This is a genomic window from Erwinia aphidicola (assembly GCF_014773485.1).
Taxonomy (GTDB): domain Bacteria; phylum Pseudomonadota; class Gammaproteobacteria; order Enterobacterales; family Enterobacteriaceae; genus Erwinia; species Erwinia aphidicola.
Genome location: NZ_JACXBP010000004.1, coordinates 381,708 through 397,415 on the forward strand (window position 1 = coordinate 381,708; position 15,708 = coordinate 397,415).

The following is a 15,708-nucleotide window of genomic DNA, read 5'->3' on the forward strand; positions in this document are numbered from 1 at the left end:
TGTTCATCATCCCCGTATCGAGGTCGCCGCCATGAGAGGTTCACTGCTGCCAGCCAGCATCTGTAACCGACATCTGCTGATGCCGGGCGCCCGCCGATCTTCCTGCTGTAATACCCTGTTGATAAATTCTTTCACCGTGCGGTGAGGTTTTCTTACGCTTAACTTTTGGCCATGCGTAAAAACAGACGCGATCTGATTTTACTGATGTCTATCGGTCTGAGCGGCACTTCATCGCTGACAGCCTGTGACTCTTTCGCCAGCAAGGCGTTTTTGCGCCTTGCTATGCTGTGCCTCTGGCACCCACTCATCCTTGACCGCCTGGGATTTGTGCTATGACACCTTTGAAAATTGCAGCCAGTACCACCGTCGCTATTCACCTCCAGACCGGGCGCGAAGTCGTGACGCTGGATAACACCGACTTTACCGATGTGGCAGCGGTGGTGCTCTCCGTTTCTGATTCGCGCTCCGGCGTGCTGGCGCTGCTGCGTCATACCGGTTTTAACCTGCCGGTGTTTATCGCGCTGGATGATGCTTCGCAGGCGGAAGATCTGCCGGCGGTGGACGGCGTGCTGAGCGGAGAGGCGGAAGATGCTGCGCTGCTGGAAGCCGCCGCCGCGCAGTACCAGGCGCAGCTGCTGCCGCCGTTCTTCCAGACGCTGACCAAATACGTGGCGATGGATAACACCACCTTTGCCTGCCCCGGCCATCAGGGCGGTGAGTTCTTCAAAAAGCATCCGGCAGGACGGCAGTTCTTCGACTTCTTTGGCGAGAACGTGTTTCGCGCTGATATGTGCAATGCGGACGTCAAGCTGGGCGATTTGCTGATCCACGAAGGCTCGGCCAAGCATGCGCAGAAGTTTGCCGCGAAGGTGTTCAACGCCGATAAAACCTACTTCGTGCTTAACGGCACCTCCAGCGCCAATAAAGTGGTGACCAATGCGCTGCTGACGCGTGGCGATCTGGTGCTTTTCGACCGCAATAATCATAAATCCAACCACCACGGGGCGCTGATCCAAGCCGGGGCGACGCCGGTTTATCTGGAAACCGCGCGCAACCCGTTTGGCTTTATCGGCGGCATTGACGCGCACTGTTTTGATGAAGCCTACGTGCGCAAACAGATCCAGCAGGTTGCGCCGCATCGCGCCAGCGACGAGCGCCCGTTCCGCCTGGCGGTGATCCAGCTTGGCACCTATGACGGCACGGTATACAACGCGCGTAAGGTGATCGACAGCATCGGTCACCTGTGTGACTACATCCTGTTTGACTCGGCGTGGGTCGGCTACGAGCAGTTTATTCCGGTGATGCAGGCCTGCTCGCCGCTGCTGCTGGATCTCAAACCCTCAGACCCTGGCATTTTCGTTACTCAGTCGGTGCATAAGCAGCAGGCGGGCTTCTCGCAGACCTCGCAAATCCATAAAAAAGATAACCACCTGCGCGGCCAGCAGCGTTTTTGCAGCCACAAGCGGCTGAACAATGCCTTTATGCTGCACGCCTCTACCAGCCCGTTCTACCCGCTGTTTGCCGCGCTGGATATCAACGCGAAAATGCATCAGGGCGAGGCCGGACGCCGCCTGTGGCACGAGTGCGTGGTGTTGGGGATTGATGCGCGTAAGGCGATCCTCGCGCGCTGTGAGATGATCCAACCATTTATTCCCGACGAGGTTGACGGTAAACCCTGGCAGGATGCGCCAACGCATGCGATCGCCGCCGATCCGCGCTACTTCAGCTTTGCGCCAGGCGCAGCGTGGCACGGCTTTGCCGGTTATGAGAAGGATCAGTATCTGGTCGACCCGTGCAAGCTGCTGCTGACCACGCCGGGCATTGATGCCGCCAGCGGCAAATATGCCTCGTTCGGCATTCCAGCCACCATCCTCGCCAACTACCTGCGTGAGAATGGCGTGGTGCCGGAGAAGTGCGATCTTAACTCGATCCTGTTCCTGCTGACCCCGGCGGAGAGCGTAGAGAAGATGGCGAAGCTGGTGGCGAAGCTGGCGCAGTTCGAGCAGCACATCAAAGAAGATGCCCTGCTGCGCGACGTGCTGCCGACCATTTACCGCAAAAATGCGGCCCGCTATGCGGGCTATACGCTGAAGCGCCTGTGTCAGGAGATGCACGATCTGTACGTCAGCCACGACGTAAAGGATCTGCAAAAGGCGATGTTCCGCCAGCAGAGCTTGCCAAAAGTGGCGATGAACCCGCAGGATGCCAATATCGAGTTTATTCGCGGGAACGTGGAGCTGGTGCCGATCGCTGAGGCAGAAGGACGCATCGCGGCGGAAGGCGCGCTGCCTTATCCTCCGGGCGTGCTGTGCGTAGTGCCGGGCGAAGTGTGGGGCGGGGCGGTTCAGCGCTACTTCCTGGCGCTGGAAGAGGGGCTGAACCTGCTGCCGGGCTTCTCACCGGAGTTGCAGGGCGTGTATGTCGAAGCGGGTGAAGACGGCGTAAAGCGCCTGCAGGGGTATGTGCTGGTGTGAAAAACTGGGTCGGGCATGCCCGACCGTTAAGGTGGTTCAGCGCAGGGGCGAGGCATGCCCGACCATTGAGGTGGTTCAGCGTAGGGGCGAGGCATGCCTCGCCCGGTACTAACCCACGCTTTATTGCAGTTCCAGAGCATCTTCCCGCGCCTGGCGCACGATAGCTTTGGCAATCCACTTGCCGATATCCTGTAGCTCATCGTTGTCACAGCCCCAGATATCCTTCATCACCAGAAAAATCTCTGAGCCGTAAACCAGCGACAGCGACTGCAGCACGCGCTCCATTAGTGCGGGCGGCAGCTCTTTACTCAGCGGCGCGGCGACTTGGGTCAGCATCGCTTTACGATTGCCGCGCACCAGCTTCTCTTTTGGCGGCACCGCATCGGTCGACTGCGACTGCGCCCACTGGGTCAGTGACAGGTGCAGCGCGGCCCTCAGCGTACCTTCATGCTTCAGCATGCGCGGAAAGGCAAAGCTCAGCAGCTCATCGATGCGCTCGCTGGCATCCTTTTTGGTCGGCTGCCAGTGTTTAATCGGGCTAAGCGTCTCCGTGACGATAGCTGAGACCAGCGCGCTTTGCGTGGGGAAGTAGCGATAAGCCGTGGCGCGCGACAGCTGCGCTTCCTGGGCTACTTCAGTGATAGAGGGAAAGGCCCCGCTATCAAACAATTTCATCGCTGTATCAATCAGTAAGCGGCGTGTTCTTGCGCGTGTTGATGTTAACCCTAACACCCCAGCGGAATCCCTTTGCTCCACGATAACCTCATTTTTCCAGTTCAAACGATCTCATCTTCGGGTCGGCAGACAGCTATAAGTGTCACCGGCGTTGACTGCCCGGGGAGGGTTGCTGCTGCTCCCAGGTCATATAAGCGTAGTCAAAATCACTAAGAGACTCATATTTCATTCAATTGATTTATCAATCTTCAAGGTGCTACTGTTAGCATCACTTAGTGTGGTTTCTTTGTACCTTATGGTTATTTACGTTTTTATCTCAAGTTAATCAACTCTTTATTAATCTAAATAACAGGTTTTTTTAACGCCAATGAATAATGATACTGGATCCATCTACGCTGTTGCGACAGCGGATACTAAAGGAAGGGAACTGTTTTACGTCAGCGGGCTGATTGCTCAGGCTGGGGTAAAAGTCGTTACAGTTGACCTGTCAACTCAACAACTTAGCACACCTTTTACCGGTGATATTTCTGCCGAAACCGTGGCGGATTTCCACCCTGAAGGGCGCGGTGCAGTGTTCTGTGGCGACAGGGGGAAGGCGATAGTGGCGATGGCCAGGGCTTTTGAGATTTTCCTTAGCCAGCGCGATGATGTAGCCGGGGTGATCGGCTTAGGCGGTTCGGGCGGTACGGCCTTGATCACGCCCGCAATGCAGGCGCTGCCGGTGGGCATCCCGAAGCTGATGGTCTCCACCATGGCGTCCGGTGACGTTTCCGGCTATATCGGCGCCAGCGATATCGCCATGCTTTACTCGGTGACGGATGTTGCCGGGCTGAACCGCATTTCGCGCCGGGTGCTGGGCAATGCCGCGCATCAGATTGCCGGGGCGGTAATGTTTTCCGTGCCGCCGGACAGCAGCGATAAGCCGGCTATCGGCCTGACGATGTTTGGCGTTACCACACCGTGCGTTGAGGCCGTGAGCAGCGGGCTGGAGGCCGACTATGACTGTCTGGTATTCCACGCCACCGGCAGCGGCGGCAAAGCCATGGAGAAGCTGGCGGACAGCCATATGCTCTGCGGGATGCTGGATCTGACCACCACCGAGGTGTGCGATCTGTTGTTTGAGGGCGTACTGGCCTGCGGTGAAGATCGTTTTGATGCGCTGGCGCGCAGCGAAGTACCCTGCGTCATCTCCTGCGGGGCACTGGATATGGTCAACTTCGGCCATCCTTCCACTATTCCGGCAAAGTACGCGGCTCGCCAGTTCTATCACCACAATCCGCAGGTGACGCTGATGCGCACCACGGTGGAAGAGAATGTGGCGATGGCACGCTGGATCGCGGAAAAGCTCAACCGCTGCGCGGGCGAGATCCGCTTTTTGATCCCGGAAGGTGGCTTCTCGGCGCTGGATGCAGAAGGCCAGCCGTTCTGGTCACCGGAAGCGGATCGGGCCTTTATCCGCACGCTGGAAGCTGAGCTAAAGCAAACCACGCTGCGACAAATAATCAGACTGCCGTGGAATATTAATCATCCACAATTTGCCGCTGCGGCGGTGGCTCAATTTCGCCAACTGGCACCCAGAGGAAAATAACTATGCCTGCTTTTAATCGTCAGCAGCTGCTGACTAAGTTCAGACAGATGATTGCCCGCCGCGAGCCGATCATCGGCGGCGGCGCGGGGACCGGGCTGTCGGCCAAGTGCGAAGAGGCTGGCGGTATCGATCTGATCGTCATTTACAACTCCGGCCGCTACCGCATGGCCGGGCGGGGTTCACTGGCCGGGCTGCTGGCCTACGGCAATGCCAACGAGATCGTCGTTGATATGGCGAAAGAGGTCTTGCCGGTAGTGAAACAGACGCCGGTGCTGGCTGGCGTCAACGGCACCGATCCGTTCTGCAATTTCGATAAGTTTCTCGACGACCTCAAGGCGCTGGGTTTTTCCGGCGTGCAGAACTTCCCGACGGTGGGCCTGATTGACGGCAATTTCCGCGCCAATCTGGAAGAGACCGGCATGGGTTACGGGCTGGAAGTGGAGATGATCCGTCTGGCGCATCAGAAAGAGATGCTGACCACCCCTTACGTGTTTAGCGCCGCAGACGCGGTGGCCATGACCGAAGCGGGTGCGGATATCATCGTGCCGCATATGGGCCTGACCACCGGCGGTAATATCGGTGCAGAAACCGCCCTGCAGCTCAGGGACTGTGTGCCGCTGATCAACGAGTGGGCCGCTGCGGCCAAAGCGGTGCGTGAAGATGTGATTGTGCTGTGCCACGGCGGGCCAATCTCCAGCCCGCAAGATGCGCAGTACATCCTCGAAAACTGCCCGCAGTGCGACGGCTTCTACGGTGCCAGTTCGATGGAACGCCTGCCAACCGAAGTGGCGCTGACCGACACCACCAAAAAATTTAAAAACATCAGTCGCTAGCTTCAGCGTAACGTTCAGGGGTGCAGCCCGTGCTGCACCCCTTTTTTTATTGCGTAACGTTACGCAAAACAGGGCGCCCGTCATTGCAGGAAAGCACACCAGGTGTATTTTGACTGCACAGCTTTATTGTGGCGGCGCTCAGCGAGAAAATGAAAAAAGCTTAGCGGGGCGATAAAACAAGGCCGGGCATGCCCGGCCTCTGCGGCTGTCAGTAGCGGTGATAGCCTTTCTGCGCGTTGGTCACTTTCACCAGGTAGCGGCGTGATTCCGCTGACGGGTGGTTGGTGGTCAGCTGCTGATAGACTTGCGCCGGTGACATATCGTTAATGTTGCTGAAGGCGCGATTTTTATCGCTGGAGAACACCCGCAGCACGCTGCCCGCTCCGCCGTTGTAGGCGGTGATCACCGCATAGCGGCGCGAGGTGCTGTTGCTGATGCCGGACAGGTAGCTGCCCTGCAATATCGACAGGTACGCGGTACCGGCATCGATATTGTTTTCCGGGTCCAGCAGATAGCTGCGGCTCGGCTTGCCCCATTTCCCCTTCATACGGAAAACGTCGACCCCGGCGGTGTGCTGCACGACCTGCATCAGGCCCAGCGCATCCGCATGGCTGACCGCATAGGGGTTGAAGCTCGATTCAATCTGCATAATTGCCAGGATCAGCGACTGATCGACCCCGTATTTCTCGGCGGCTTTACGCACCATCGGCAGGTATTTGTGCGCACGCTTGTCGAGGTGGTTTGGCACCATCGGAATGGTGACGGACCAGATCACATGCAGGCCAGAGTTACGCTTTTGCAGCTTATTCTGGATCAGGTAATCAGCAAAGCTGGCGGCGCGCCCCTGCCAGCGGATCGGCTGGCCGGTGTTATCCAGCACCTGGCCGTACAGCAGCGGCTCTTTACTGATCTGAATATCGTTGACGTCGGAGTACAGATCGACATTACCCGGATCTTCGCCGATCAGCAGGGTCGTGATAATCGCCTGGCGCAGGCTGGCCATAGGATCCGTTCCGGCGATGGTTTCGATGGTGATGCTACCGGCGTCGAAGTTGATATGGCTACGGGTATAATATTGATCGCTGTACTTCACATAGTCTTTTGGACCGGCGATCAGTACTTCGTTAATGCCCCAGATATTCTCAATGTTGTGGGCAAACTGACCCATCAGGATATCAAAGCCGTTGGTGTCTTTAACCCACTCTTCATGATAGTTATTCTGTTTCTTGCCGGAGCAGGAGATCAGTAATGGTGCAATAACCAGCAGACTTATCAGTTTCTTGTTCATCGTTTAATGCTTCGCCCACAATTGAGAGGGCCTCATCTGTGAGGCCCAACGCTTATTCTTCTGGCGGGGTATAACCTTCGATATGGACTTCGTGGCCTTCAAACAGGAACTTAATCATCTCCTGCTCCAGCAGCTTACGGTCATCTGGGTTCATCATGCTGAGTTTCTTTTCGTTGATCAGCATAGTCTGTTTTGCCATCCACTTTGACCAGGCTTCTTTAGAAATATCGTTGTAGATGCGCTTACCCACATCGCCCGGATACAGCTGAAAGTCCTGCCCTTCGGCGTCACGTTGCAGGAACGTGCAAAAAATAGTTCGGCTCATTACTCTTCCTCTTCCTCTTCTTCTGTCGCGCGAGCGCTCAGCGCCATTTGCTGCGGCTGACGCAGCTGCTGTAGCAGACGTTCCACCGGCGCGGCCAGCCCTACGGCGGGCGGCTGCGCTAAGTTATACCAGAGACCCGGCCCGGCATCCATTGCCACACGGGCCGAAGGCAGATCCAGCCACATAGGCACAATATCCAGATGGAAATGGCTGAAGGTGTGGCGGAAGGCAGTCATCTGCTGCAGCCGCTGGTCATCCACCCCGTTGTTGCGTAGCGCCTGGCGCAGCTCCTCTTCAGTGCTGAACTGCGGGAAGCAGAACAGCCCGCCCCACAGCCCCACCGGCGGGCGCTGCTCCAGCCAGACATCCTGCCCCTGCTGCATCAGCAGCAGCCAACCGGTGCGCTGTGGGATAGTCTGCTTTGGCTTTTTGCCAGGGTACTGTGCCCAGCTGCTGTTAGCATAGGCAATGCAGCCGAGGTTCAGCGGGCAGATCTCGCACTTGGGTTTGGAGCGTGTGCAAACCATTGCGCCCAGATCCATCATCGCCTGATTGAACTGGCCGACCCCTTCGGCAGGGGTGACCTCTTCGCTGAGCTGCCACAGGCGTTTCTCCACCTCTTTCTTCCCCGGCCAGCCATCCACCGCATAGCAGCGCGCCAGCACGCGCTTCACGTTGCCGTCAAGAATAGGGAAATGCTTACCGAGCGCCAGAGAGAGGATAGCCCCGGCGGTGGAGCGCCCGACGCCGGGCAGGTCAGCGACCTCTTCGAAGGTTTGCGGGAAGAGACCGCCATGCTTCTCGGCCACCCTTTGCGCCGCTTTGTGCAGGTTGCGCGCGCGGGCGTAATAGCCGAGGCCGGTCCACAGATGCAGTACTTCATCCAGCGGCGCGGCGGCGAGGTCGGTAACGGTCGGGAAGCGTGACATAAAGCGTTCAAAATAGGGGATGACGGTGGCGACCTGCGTCTGTTGCAGCATCACCTCGGACAGCCAGACTTTGTAGGGCGTTTTTTCCAGCTGCCACGGCAGGGTTTTCCGCCCGAAGCGCTGATACCACGCCAGTACCTGCTGAGAAAATTGTGCTGCCTGCATCATCGAAACCGCCGCCCTGTCGTTGCTAAAAATCAGGCAGGGATTCCAGCACAGACAGTAAGGAGTGTAAACCGGATAATCACGGTAATTTGTTATCGCATTGCTGGCCGGATGCAGCCAGCGATGCCTGCGGCGTCTATACTGCTAGCCGGGTAAGCTGACAAGCAGGGCGGTCTTTATGTTTTGCCTTCCTGAAGGCATAATGCCCGCTTTCCAAAGTGCACAGCCGCAGGCAGAATCATGAAAAACGATGTTATCTCACCGGAATTTGACGAAAACGGCCGCGCTATGCGCCGGATCCGCAGCTTTGTGCGCCGCCAGGGCCGTCTGACTAAAGGCCAGCAGCAGGCGCTGGATCAGCTGTGGCCGGTGATGGGCGTTGAGTATCAGCCGGAACCGGTCGATTTAACCACGCTGTTTGGCCGTGATGCGCCGGTGGTATTAGAGATTGGTTTTGGCATGGGCGCTTCGCTGGTGTCAATGGCGGCCAGCAATCCGCAGCAGAACTTCCTCGGCATTGAAGTGCACTCGCCTGGCGTGGGGGCTTGCCTGGCTGCGGCGCAGGAAGCGGGCGTCGATAACCTGCGCGTGATGTGCCATGACGCGGTGGAAGTGCTGAACACCATGATCCCGGATAATTCGCTGCGTATGGTGCAGCTGTTCTTCCCCGATCCGTGGCATAAAGCGCGCCACAATAAGCGCCGCATCGTGCAGGTGCCGTTTGCCGAGCTGGTGATGCGCAAGCTGAAGCTGGGCGGCGTGTTCCATATGGCAACCGACTGGGAAGCCTATGCTGAACATATGCTCGAAGTGATGAGCAGCATCGACGGTTACAAAAACCAGTCGGAAACGGCTAACTGGGTGCCACGCCCGGAATCACGACCGTTAACTAAATTTGAGCAGCGCGGCCAGCGTCTTGGCCACGGTGTTTGGGATCTGATGTTTGAGAGGGTTAAATAATGGCTACACAACGCAGTCGTCGTCTTCGTAAGAAAATGCACATTGATGAGTTTCAGGAGTTAGGTTTTTCCGTGGGCTTCACTTTCCCGGAAGGCAGTAGCGAAGAGACCATCGACAGTACGGTTGATGCCCTGATCAATGAAGTGATCGACCCTAACGGCCTGGCGTTTGACGGCAGCGGCTACCTGCAGTGGGAAGGTCTGATCTGCCTGCAGAAAATCGGTAAATGCACCGATGAGCACCGCGAACTGGTGAAGAACTGGCTGGAAGCGCGTAAGTTAAACGATGTTAAAGTGACCGAACTTTTCGACGTCTGGTGGGACTAACTTGTCAGGGCTGACCGAAAAAGAGGGTCAGCCCCTACGAGAGAAAGCACATCACCCATTGTAGGGGCCGATCTTTTTTCCGATCGGCCCTTTCTCAATCAAGGAGCGAAATTTATGCGCAAAGCGCTATTCAGCGGGGCATTACTGCTGCTGGCCGCCGGTCAGGCACAGGCAGATTATCAGTGCAGCGTGAATCCTCAGGACGACATCATCATCAGCCCAAACCAGGTTGAGGTGGTGGGTGCCAGCGGTAAACTGGCAATCTCTCCGGTAGGCGATGTGCAGCGCAACGGCAAAGTGGTCGATGTTGACGCCGCCACGCGCCAGAAAGCCATTGATTACCAAGGCGCGCTGCGCCGCGACCTGCCGTGGATTGATAGTGGTGCCCAGCAGCGCCTGGAGAAAGGCCGCGTGGCGCTGGACCGGGTGGTGGTGCAGAAGCTGGGTGAAAACAGCAAGGTGCGTCAGCGCCTGACGACGCTGGACGGCCAGCTCAAGCAGCAGATGAACCGCATTATTGAGCACCGCAGCGACGGCTTGACCTTCCACCATCAGGCGGTCAATCAGGTACGTCAGGACGGTGAACAGCTGGTGCAGAACGCGCTGGGCGGCGTGGTGCAGGACAGCCTGAACGAGATGGGCAGCAAGCAGACCAGCGGCGATAATCCGCTGCAGGCGATCATGGGCAACCTTGGTGGCTTACAGCAGGCAATTCAGGCCGAGTGGAGCAATCAGGAGCAGGATTTCCAGAACTTTGGTCATGAGGTGTGTAATCGCGTGACCGCGCTGGAAGGGCAACGCAAGGCGCTGATTGCCGGATTGAAGTAATCGTGGTTTATGCGGGCTGACCGAAAAAGAAGGTCAGCCCCTACCGCTGTCGGGGGCGACCCTTTTTACCGGTCGGCCTTTTTTATTCCGTTAAAAACAGCTCCAGCAGCGAATTCAGGAACAGCTTTCCCTTCTCCGTAATCTGCCAGTATTCCGCGGTTTCCGTCAGGTAACCCTTCGCCAGTGCCTCGTCGATCTGCGCGCGGATGGTGCTTTCCGCAAGACCGGTGTAAAGGCTGTATTCGGCACGCGGCGCGGCTTCCAACAGGCGGAAACGGTTCATAAAGAACTCGAATGGCTTCTCGCTGTCCGCCACTTCATGGCGCTTATCAAGATATTTCCCGGCCATAAAACCGCGCGGATGCTTGGTTTTGGTGGTGCGAATAATCGTGCCATCTGGCTGGGTAAGCTTGCCGTGCGCGCCGCAGCCGATGCCGAGGTAATCGCCAAAGCGCCAGTAGTTTAGGTTGTGCTCGCAGCGATAGCCCGGTTTGGCGTAGGCCGAAGTCTCATACTGCTGATAGCCGGCGGCGCTCAGCAGCTGATGCCCCTGCTCGAAAATATCCCACAGATCGTCTTCATCCGGCAGGCGCGGCGGCCGTGAGGCGAACAGCGTGTTCGGTTCAATGGTCAGCTGATACCACGACAGGTGCGGTGGGTTGAGGGCAATTGCCTGGCGTAAATCGTCCAGCGCTTCGGCCAGCGACTGATCGGGCAGGCCGTGCATCAGGTCGAGGTTAAAGCTGCGCAGGCCGAGGTCTTCCGCCAGCTTTGCGGCACGCCGGGCCTCTTCGGGGCCGTGAATGCGCCCCAGCCGCTCCAGCTTGGCGGCGCTGAAGCTCTGCACGCCAATCGAGATGCGGTTAATGCCCGCGCGCTGATAGCCGCTGAAGCGTTCGGCTTCCACGGCGCCGGGGTTGGCTTCCATGGTGATTTCTGCCGTTGGCGATAGCGGCAGGCGCGCCCGCACGCCGTCCAGCAGCATCTGCATCGCTTCGCTGCTTAACAGGCTCGGGGTGCCGCCACCAATAAAGAGGGTGCTGACCTCGCGCCCGCCGGTCAGCGGCAGGTCGATATCCAGATCGTTCAGCAGGTGCTGCACGTACTCCTCGTGCGGCACTTCGCCTTTTAACGCGTGGGAATTGAAATCGCAGTACGGGCATTTCTGTACGCACCACGGAATGTGGATGTACAGGCTTAACGGGGGCAGCTTAACCATTTTTCATGGCGTCCAGCAGCAGGCTCAACGCTTTACCGCGATGAGAAACCGCACGCTTTTCGTCCTTTGTCAGCTCTGCCGCCGTTTTCCCTAATTCCGGCACATAGAAGATCGGGTCATAGCCAAATCCTCCCTGGCCTGCTTCAGCGCGGGTGATTTCACCTTCCCAGCTGCCGTGGAATACCAGCGGGGTTGGGTCTTCAGCGTGGCGCAGGTAGACCAGCACGCAGTGGAACTGCGCCTGGCGCTGGCCATCCGGCACGGGATCCAGCGTGACCAGCAGCTTGTCAAGATTCTGCTGGTCGCTGGCGTCAAGACCCGCGTAGCGCGCCGAGTAGATTCCCGGTGCGCCGCCGAGCGCATCGACCGCCAGACCGGAGTCGTCGGCAATCGCCGGCAGGCCGGTGACGGCTGCCGCGTGGCGCGCTTTCAGAATGGCATTCTCAATAAAGGTCAGGCCGGTCTCTTCGGCTGACTCCACGCCCAGTTCCGTCTGCGCCACGATATCAAGGCCAAACGCGGCCAGCAGGTCAGCCAGTTCACGAACTTTACCGGGGTTGCCGGTGGCGAGTACGACTTTTTGCATAGTTAATCCACAACAATGAAGAGTGATATAACCGGGAATTTTGCCCTACAGGAAGGCGACCAACGCACCTGTAGGGTAAAAGGCGACGGTTAGATTAGAACTGGGCCCAGCCTGGGATGTATTCAAGGCCTAAGAAATTCAGCATGTAGAGGATCAGGATCACCGCCATTGCTGAGAAATCGATGCCGCCCATCGCCGGAATAATGCGGCGCACCGGGGCCATTAACGGCTCGGTCAGCTGGATCAGCACGTAGTCAACCGGGTTGCGCCCCTGGCTTATCCAGCTCATCAGTGAGCGCACGATGATCACCCAGAACACCAGCACGCCGGCGGCTTTCACCAGGATAACCAGGCCGAGGTAGAGGAAGATCGGATCCGGCACGAACAGACGCAGCAGCACCGGCCCCAGCAGTACGCTGACGATATACGCAATCAGCAGGGAAGCGCTATCCAGCGGCCCGATAGAGGGGATAATGCGTCGCAGCGGTTTTACCACCGGCTGAGTGATTTTCACCACAAACTGTGAGAACGGGTTGTAGAAGTCGCAGCGCGCCCACTGCATCCAGATGCGCAGTAACAACACTTTGATATAAATCGCCATCACGGTTGTTACCAGAAAGATCAACGCTAGCATGAGGTTCCTCAGTTGTTGTGATTAGCAGCGGCCTGACCGTAGTCGCGCGCGCCGAAAATTGCAGTGCCAATACGCACCATGGTACTGCCCGCCGCTATAGCAGCAGCCATATCGTCACTCATTCCCAGCGACAGCGTGTCGACGCCGGGGTAATCCTGTTGCAGCTGCGTGAAAGCCTGCGCCATCTGCTGACACACCGCCAGCTGGCGTGCGTAGTCGCTTTCCGGCGCCGGGATTGCCATCAGCCCGCGCAGTTTCAGACGCGGCATTTCCGTTATCTGCTGAGCAAGCGCAGGCAGGTCAGCCAGCATAATGCCTGATTTACTCTGTTCGTCACTGATATTTACCTGAATCAGAACATTCAGTGCGTCTAACCCTGCCGGGCGCTGGTCGTTAAGGCGGCTGGCAATGCGCAGACGGTCAACGGTATGGCACCAGTCAAAGTGCTCCGCCACCAGCCGACTCTTGTTGGATTGCAGCGGACCGATAAAGTGCCAGGTGAGTGCGGGATTAGCCAGCAGCTGGATTTTATCCACGCCTTCCTGCACGTAGTTTTCGCCGAAGCAGCGCTGCCCGGCAGCCACTGCTTCTTCGATCGCGCTCGCGGGTTTGGTTTTGCTCACTGCAAGCAGCGTAATCTCTTTCGGATCGCGCCCGCACTGTGCTGCCGCCGCTGAGATCCGCAGCTGGACTTGCTGTAAGTTGTGCTCAATCGAAGTCATAGTCAGGGAGAAAATATGGATATTGAAGAAATTGTGGCCCTTAGTGTAAAGCATAATGCAGGCGATCTGCACCTTTGCAGTGGTCATTATCCCTTCTGGCGCTGTAATGGTCGCCTGGAGCGCATTGAGGGGGAAGGGGTGATGCGCGATGAGTGGCTGGAGAGCTTCGCGCTGCGCTGGCTGAGCACGGCCCAGCATCAGGAGCTGGCGCGTAGCGGGCAGGTGGATTTTGCCCTGACCATGCCGGATGGCGTGCGGCTGCGCGCCAACCTGTTTCGTCAGCGCTGCGGCCTGTCGCTGGCGCTGCGCCTGATTGCCAGCCACTGTCCGCCGCTGGAAGCGCTGCACCTGCCCGCCATCAGCCAGACGCTGCTACAGCTTCAGGAGGGGCTGGTGCTGGTCGTCGGCGCGACGGGCAGCGGCAAGTCGACCACGCTGGCGGCGCTGATTGCGGCGATGAATCAGCAGCAGCGCCGCCATATCCTGACGCTGGAGGACCCGATCGAGTTTCTGCACAGCAGCGCGCAGTCGCTGATCCAGCAGCGTGAAATGGGCCAGCACTTTACCCGCTTTGGTGATGGGCTGCGCGCGGCGCTGCGTGAGGACCCTGATGTGATCCTGCTGGGGGAGCTGCGTGATGCCGAGACAATCCAGCTGGCGCTGACCGCCGCGGAGACCGGGCACCTGGTGCTGGCGACGCTGCACACCCGCGGCGCCGCTCAGGCGGTGGAGCGGCTGGTGGATGTGTTTCCGGGCAGCGAAAAGAATCTGGTGCGCAGCCAGCTGGCAGGCAGTTTACAAGCGGTGATCGCTCAGCGTTTAGTGGCGGCGCAGCAGGGGCGGGTAGCGCTGTTCGAGGTGTTGGTCAACAGCCCGGCAGTGGCGAACCTGATCCGCGAGGGTAAAACACACCAGCTGCCCGCGCTATTGCAGACCGGCAGTCAGCTGGGGATGCAGACCTTCGAGCAGAGCATGGCGGAGCGGCAGAGAAGGGGATTATTAGGTTAAGTTGACTCAGCAGCGGTCGAGGCATGCCTCGACCCTACGGCGATGTTGTAGGGGGCAGGCGTGCCTGACCCGATGACATTTACGAATAATTATTCTCGAACCAGCTCTCCAGGATAATCACCGCAGAGAGCGAGTCGACGCTGCCTTTGCTCAGGGCGCGAAAGCCGCCGCGTTCAAACAGTTCGGCGCGTGCCTCGACGGTGCTGAGGCGCTCATCGTGCAGATCAACCTGTACGCCAAAGCGGCCGTGCAGGCGGTTGGCGAACTTACGCGCCCGTGCGGTGAGAGGTTGCTCGGTTCCATCCATATTGAGCGGTAACCCCACCACCACGCGGTCCGGCTGCCACTCTTTCAGCAGCGCTTCAATTTTGTTCCAGTCGGGAACGCCATCGTTGGCCTTCAGTGCAGCCAGCGGGCGGGCGGTACCGGTCAGCTGCTGGCCAATGGCCACGCCAATGCTTTTGGTTCCGAAGTCGAAAGAGAGCAGAGTCTGAGGGCTCATCAGGCGTGCCCTGCATCACTGGCGATATTGTGGATATCCACGCCAATACTTTTCGCCGCTTCACGCCAGCGCTCGGCAATACGCGTGTGGAACAGGATATTGCTGTTGGCCGGGGTGGTGAGCCACGCATTCTCCAGCAGCTCGGTTTCCAGCTGGTCTTTCTCCCAGGCGCAATAGCCCAGCGCCACCAGCACGTGCTCGGGCTGCTCGGGCGTGCCCAGCGTTTCCAGGACGTCACGCGAAGTGGTGATCACGGTGTTATCCGACACCCGAATGCTGGAGGAAAAGGTTTTCTGCGCCGAATGCAGAATAAATCCGCGATCTTCCGCCAGCGGACCGCCGGCAAACACCGGCTTATCCAGCTTCGCTTCGCTATCACGCGGTGCCGGGGAGATTTTCAATTTTTGCAGGATGCCGTCAACCGTCAGGTTTTCCATCGGTTTGTTGACGATTATCCCCATCGCTCCATCACTATTATGTTCACAGATATAGACCACTGAACGTTTGAACAGCGGGTCCTGCAGCGTAGGCATGGCAATCAAAAAGTGATGCTGTAAATTCATACTTAATGTTCTGTAGTCTGGTTAACGCCCGGGCTCTAAAGCCCGGGCGTTAAGGGTGAGCAGCGGGGCAATCCGGCCCCGCC

Annotated in this window: 17 protein-coding genes; 7 read left to right on the top strand and 10 right to left on the bottom strand. The window is 58.1% G+C overall.

The genetic code is table 11. The features are described from left to right. Window positions 1-332 precede the first annotated feature (332 nt). The gene (locus ID864_RS11935) at window positions 333-2,474 is read left to right on the top strand and encodes an ornithine decarboxylase (RefSeq protein ID WP_191149869.1); all 2,142 of its coding nucleotides are present in this window, start codon (window positions 333-335) and stop codon (window positions 2,472-2,474) included. A 120-nt stretch (window positions 2,475-2,594) separates the two neighbouring features. On the opposite strand, the gene ID864_RS11940 is transcribed toward ID864_RS11935, so the two are convergent. Beyond that, window positions 2,595-3,230, bottom strand: a complete 636-nt coding sequence (locus tag ID864_RS11940; RefSeq protein WP_048917263.1) for a TetR/AcrR family transcriptional regulator — start codon at window positions 3,228-3,230, stop codon at window positions 2,595-2,597. Between the two features lie 286 nt (window positions 3,231-3,516). Between ID864_RS11940 and ID864_RS11945 the strand changes: the two genes are divergently transcribed. Continuing rightward, window positions 3,517-4,737 (top strand): Tm-1-like ATP-binding domain-containing protein, encoded by a 1,221-nt coding sequence (locus ID864_RS11945; protein ID WP_048917260.1) that lies wholly within the window; start codon window positions 3,517-3,519, stop codon window positions 4,735-4,737. Window positions 4,738-4,739: 2 nt separating this feature from the next. Beyond that, window positions 4,740-5,570, top strand: coding sequence for a phosphoenolpyruvate hydrolase family protein (locus ID864_RS11950; RefSeq protein ID WP_048917259.1), 831 nt, complete (start codon window positions 4,740-4,742; stop codon window positions 5,568-5,570). Window positions 5,571-5,778: 208 nt separating this feature from the next. On the opposite strand, the gene mltC is transcribed toward ID864_RS11950, so the two are convergent. The 3 genes from mltC to mutY are packed head-to-tail and all read right to left on the bottom strand — an operon-like array spanning window position 5,779 to window position 8,277. Further along, window positions 5,779-6,858 (bottom strand): membrane-bound lytic murein transglycosylase MltC, encoded by a 1,080-nt coding sequence (mltC, locus tag ID864_RS11955; RefSeq protein ID WP_048917258.1) that lies wholly within the window; start codon window positions 6,856-6,858, stop codon window positions 5,779-5,781. 52 nt (window positions 6,859-6,910) lie between these two features. Further along, on the bottom strand, window positions 6,911-7,183 hold the full coding sequence (locus ID864_RS11960) for an oxidative damage protection protein (RefSeq protein ID WP_191149870.1): 273 nt from the start codon (window positions 7,181-7,183) through the stop codon (window positions 6,911-6,913). After that, window positions 7,183-8,277, bottom strand: coding sequence for an A/G-specific adenine glycosylase (mutY, locus tag ID864_RS11965; protein WP_191149910.1), 1,095 nt, complete (start codon window positions 8,275-8,277; stop codon window positions 7,183-7,185). Before mutY ends, ID864_RS11960 begins: the two co-directional genes overlap by 1 nt. A 240-nt stretch (window positions 8,278-8,517) precedes the next feature. On the opposite strand from mutY, the gene trmB reads away from it, so the two are divergent. From trmB to ID864_RS11980, 3 genes are all read left to right on the top strand, one after another. Continuing rightward, entirely contained in the window at window positions 8,518-9,237 is a 720-nt protein-coding gene (gene trmB / locus ID864_RS11970; RefSeq protein WP_048917255.1) for a tRNA (guanosine(46)-N7)-methyltransferase TrmB, read from the top strand. Further along, window positions 9,237-9,563: a YggL family protein gene (locus ID864_RS11975; RefSeq protein WP_048917254.1), complete on the top strand. Its 327-nt coding sequence runs from the start codon at window positions 9,237-9,239 to the stop codon at window positions 9,561-9,563. Before trmB ends, ID864_RS11975 begins: the two co-directional genes overlap by 1 nt. A 114-nt stretch (window positions 9,564-9,677) precedes the next feature. Beyond that, entirely contained in the window at window positions 9,678-10,391 is a 714-nt protein-coding gene (locus ID864_RS11980; protein WP_048917253.1) for a YggN family protein, read from the top strand. Window positions 10,392-10,473: 82 nt separating this feature from the next. Here ID864_RS11980 and hemW read toward each other — a convergent pair whose 3' ends face one another. The 4 genes from hemW to ID864_RS12000 all read right to left on the bottom strand — a co-directional run bounded on the left by hemW (window position 10,474) and on the right by ID864_RS12000 (window position 13,552). After that, window positions 10,474-11,610 carry a radical SAM family heme chaperone HemW gene (gene hemW, locus ID864_RS11985; protein ID WP_048917252.1) on the bottom strand — a complete coding sequence of 379 codons (1,137 nt, stop codon included), beginning with the start codon at window positions 11,608-11,610 and terminating at the stop codon, window positions 10,474-10,476. Beyond that, entirely contained in the window at window positions 11,603-12,196 is a 594-nt protein-coding gene (locus ID864_RS11990) for an XTP/dITP diphosphatase (protein WP_048917251.1), read from the bottom strand. The genes hemW and ID864_RS11990 overlap by 8 nt, the downstream gene beginning before the upstream one ends. Before the next feature lie 94 nt (window positions 12,197-12,290). Then, window positions 12,291-12,830, bottom strand: coding sequence for a YggT family protein (locus ID864_RS11995; protein ID WP_048917250.1), 540 nt, complete (start codon window positions 12,828-12,830; stop codon window positions 12,291-12,293). 8 nt (window positions 12,831-12,838) lie between these two features. Beyond that, window positions 12,839-13,552 carry a YggS family pyridoxal phosphate-dependent enzyme gene (locus ID864_RS12000; RefSeq protein WP_191149911.1) on the bottom strand — a complete coding sequence of 238 codons (714 nt, stop codon included), beginning with the start codon at window positions 13,550-13,552 and terminating at the stop codon, window positions 12,839-12,841. Window positions 13,553-13,567: 15 nt separating this feature from the next. On the opposite strand from ID864_RS12000, the gene ID864_RS12005 reads away from it, so the two are divergent. Beyond that, on the top strand, window positions 13,568-14,560 hold the full coding sequence (locus tag ID864_RS12005) for a type IV pilus twitching motility protein PilT (RefSeq protein ID WP_048917249.1): 993 nt from the start codon (window positions 13,568-13,570) through the stop codon (window positions 14,558-14,560). Between the two features lie 79 nt (window positions 14,561-14,639). Here the strand turns inward: ID864_RS12005 and ruvX are convergent, their stop codons facing one another. Both ruvX and ID864_RS12015 read right to left on the bottom strand, forming a co-directional pair. Continuing rightward, window positions 14,640-15,062, bottom strand: a complete 423-nt coding sequence (ruvX, locus tag ID864_RS12010) for a Holliday junction resolvase RuvX (protein WP_180276752.1) — start codon at window positions 15,060-15,062, stop codon at window positions 14,640-14,642. Next, window positions 15,062-15,625, bottom strand: coding sequence for a YqgE/AlgH family protein (locus tag ID864_RS12015; RefSeq protein WP_048917247.1), 564 nt, complete (start codon window positions 15,623-15,625; stop codon window positions 15,062-15,064). Before ID864_RS12015 ends, ruvX begins: the two co-directional genes overlap by 1 nt. Between the last annotated feature and the right edge of the window lie 83 nt (window positions 15,626-15,708).

What these genes read in the sequence shown, in the direction of transcription:
- ID864_RS11935 (WP_191149869.1), top strand. Translation starts at nt 333, where the DNA reads ATGACACCTTTGAAAATTGCAGCCAGTACCACCGTCGCTATTCACCTC.
- ID864_RS11945 (WP_048917260.1), top strand. Translation starts at nt 3,517, where the DNA reads ATGAATAATGATACTGGATCCATCTACGCTGTTGCGACAGCGGATACT.
- ID864_RS11950 (WP_048917259.1), top strand. Translation starts at nt 4,740, where the DNA reads ATGCCTGCTTTTAATCGTCAGCAGCTGCTGACTAAGTTCAGACAGATG.
- mltC (WP_048917258.1), bottom strand. Translation starts at nt 6,858, where the DNA reads ATGAACAAGAAACTGATAAGTCTGCTGGTTATTGCACCATTACTGATC.
- ID864_RS11960 (WP_191149870.1), bottom strand. Translation starts at nt 7,183, where the DNA reads ATGAGCCGAACTATTTTTTGCACGTTCCTGCAACGTGACGCCGAAGGG.
- mutY (WP_191149910.1), bottom strand. Translation starts at nt 8,277, where the DNA reads ATGCAGGCAGCACAATTTTCTCAGCAGGTACTGGCGTGGTATCAGCGC.
- trmB (WP_048917255.1), top strand. Translation starts at nt 8,518, where the DNA reads ATGAAAAACGATGTTATCTCACCGGAATTTGACGAAAACGGCCGCGCT.
- ID864_RS11975 (WP_048917254.1), top strand. Translation starts at nt 9,237, where the DNA reads ATGGCTACACAACGCAGTCGTCGTCTTCGTAAGAAAATGCACATTGAT.
- ID864_RS11980 (WP_048917253.1), top strand. Translation starts at nt 9,678, where the DNA reads ATGCGCAAAGCGCTATTCAGCGGGGCATTACTGCTGCTGGCCGCCGGT.
- hemW (WP_048917252.1), bottom strand. Translation starts at nt 11,610, where the DNA reads ATGGTTAAGCTGCCCCCGTTAAGCCTGTACATCCACATTCCGTGGTGC.
- ID864_RS11990 (WP_048917251.1), bottom strand. Translation starts at nt 12,196, where the DNA reads ATGCAAAAAGTCGTACTCGCCACCGGCAACCCCGGTAAAGTTCGTGAA.
- ID864_RS11995 (WP_048917250.1), bottom strand. Translation starts at nt 12,830, where the DNA reads ATGCTAGCGTTGATCTTTCTGGTAACAACCGTGATGGCGATTTATATC.
- ID864_RS12000 (WP_191149911.1), bottom strand. Translation starts at nt 13,552, where the DNA reads ATGACTTCGATTGAGCACAACTTACAGCAAGTCCAGCTGCGGATCTCA.
- ID864_RS12005 (WP_048917249.1), top strand. Translation starts at nt 13,568, where the DNA reads ATGGATATTGAAGAAATTGTGGCCCTTAGTGTAAAGCATAATGCAGGC.
- ruvX (WP_180276752.1), bottom strand. Translation starts at nt 15,062, where the DNA reads ATGAGCCCTCAGACTCTGCTCTCTTTCGACTTCGGAACCAAAAGCATT.
- ID864_RS12015 (WP_048917247.1), bottom strand. Translation starts at nt 15,625, where the DNA reads ATGAATTTACAGCATCACTTTTTGATTGCCATGCCTACGCTGCAGGAC.